The sequence below is a fragment of the Pseudomonas sp. 05N434 genome (genome assembly GCF_056396965.1).
Window position 1 is genome coordinate 1 of the sequence record NZ_JBFTMK010000853.1, and the last position, 1359, is coordinate 1359.

Genomic DNA, 1359 nt, shown 5'->3' on the forward strand with positions numbered 1-1359 from the left:
GAAGAGCAACCGCGATCAATCCTGTTGGTGCAGTCGCTGACGGAACAAAAACCGAAGGCCACCCCTGTGAGCCTGGCGATTCCGTTTCAGAAGGGTAATCCGGCGTTTCATGCCAGCCTTGAGAATGCAATGCAGCGGATCAAGGCCGATGGCCGGCTGGAGGCGCTGGAGCACAAGTGGTTTGGGGCTGATGCGGGTGTGGCGCCGAAACCTTGATTCGGGCGAATGAGTAACCCTGCGGGCTGTTACTTCAGGGTTGCCAGGGCCTGCGCCGCTTGCGGCAACTCCAGCTCGCTGAAGACTTGCACACCATGGCGCTTGAGCAGCGCGGCGGTCACGCCCTCACCGCTGACCTTCACTCCACTGAACGTCCCGTCATAGGTCAGCAGATTCCCGCAAGACGGGCTGTTGGCCTTGAGCACGGCAATCCGGATGCCGTGCTGTTGCACCAGCTCCAGCGCCTGAGAAGCCCCCGATAGAAACTCGGCACTGACGTCCTCGCCCTCGGTGGTGATGACCGATGCAAGGCCATCAAGCACTTCACCGCCCTGCCCGCCGGGAATTTCCGCCGCAGCCCTGGGTGTCGGCAACCCGCCAGCGACTTCCGGACACAACGGCACCACCCGGCCCTCGGCAATCCACTGTTCCAACAGATCGAACGGCCCGCTGGCCCCGCCGTCGTAACGGACGCGGTGACCGAGCAAACAGCGGCTTACCAGAATCTTTTGCATGATCAGAACGGCTCGTTGCCACGACGGCGGAACCAGCCAGTCAAGGACAGGCGTTCTCGGGTCGCGGGCAGGACTTCGTGGGGCACGTCGCCCGACAGGAACACCACCAGGCATCCGCCGGTGGGCACCACATCGTGTTCGACGCCTTCGTCCAGGTACATGCGCAACTGACCGCCATGCTCGGGCAGCCAGGCGTCGTTGAGGTAGATCACCGCCGAGACCATGCGCCGGTCGTCGTCACGGAAACGGTCGACATGCTTGAGGTAGAAAGCGCCGGGCGGGTACAGGGCGAAATGGCTTTCGAAATCTTCCAGGCCCAGGAACAAACCACGATTCATCGCCTCACGCAGGCTGTCCATCAACCCCAGGTAGCTGTCGCAGGACTCGGCCTGGCCGGGTTCGAGCCACTGGATATGGTCGCCGCGAATGCCCTCGCGAATCTCCGAAAACGCCCCGCGCCCCACGGCGGCCGGGGCGAGCTCACCCTCGGCGGCACGTTTACGACATTCGGCGGCCAGCGCCCGGGTCAGGTCCAGGGGCAGGAAAATATTCTGCTGCGACCAGCCGTGTTCGGCCAGGTCGTCGACGATACGTAACAGCAGTGGATGATCAGAGGGTATGTGCATGG

The 1359-nt window shown here is 63.1% G+C and carries 3 protein-coding genes; 1 reads left to right on the top strand and 2 read right to left on the bottom strand.

What is annotated here, in order from left to right:
* Positions 1-216 (top strand): transporter substrate-binding domain-containing protein (locus AC1DLB_RS30100; RefSeq protein WP_477786294.1); only part of this gene is annotated, 216 nt, incomplete at its 5' end.
* 29 nt (positions 217-245) lie between these two features.
* Here AC1DLB_RS30100 and AC1DLB_RS30105 read toward each other — a convergent pair.
* Both AC1DLB_RS30105 and AC1DLB_RS30110 read right to left on the bottom strand, forming a co-directional pair.
* Entirely contained in the window at positions 246-731 is a 486-nt protein-coding gene (locus tag AC1DLB_RS30105) for a 2-thiouracil desulfurase family protein (protein ID WP_018928644.1), read from the bottom strand.
* 2 nt (positions 732-733) lie between these two features.
* Entirely contained in the window at positions 734-1357 is a 624-nt protein-coding gene (locus AC1DLB_RS30110) for a 2OG-Fe(II) oxygenase (protein WP_477786295.1), read from the bottom strand.
* Positions 1358-1359: the final 2 nt, after the last annotated feature.

Bases quoted from the DNA above. Each gene is read 5' to 3' on its own strand.
- AC1DLB_RS30105 (WP_018928644.1), bottom strand. From the start codon at position 731: ATGCAAAAGATTCTGGTAAGCCGCTGTTTGCTCGGTCACCGCGTCCGT.
- AC1DLB_RS30110 (WP_477786295.1), bottom strand. From the start codon at position 1,357: ATGCACATACCCTCTGATCATCCACTGCTGTTACGTATCGTCGACGAC.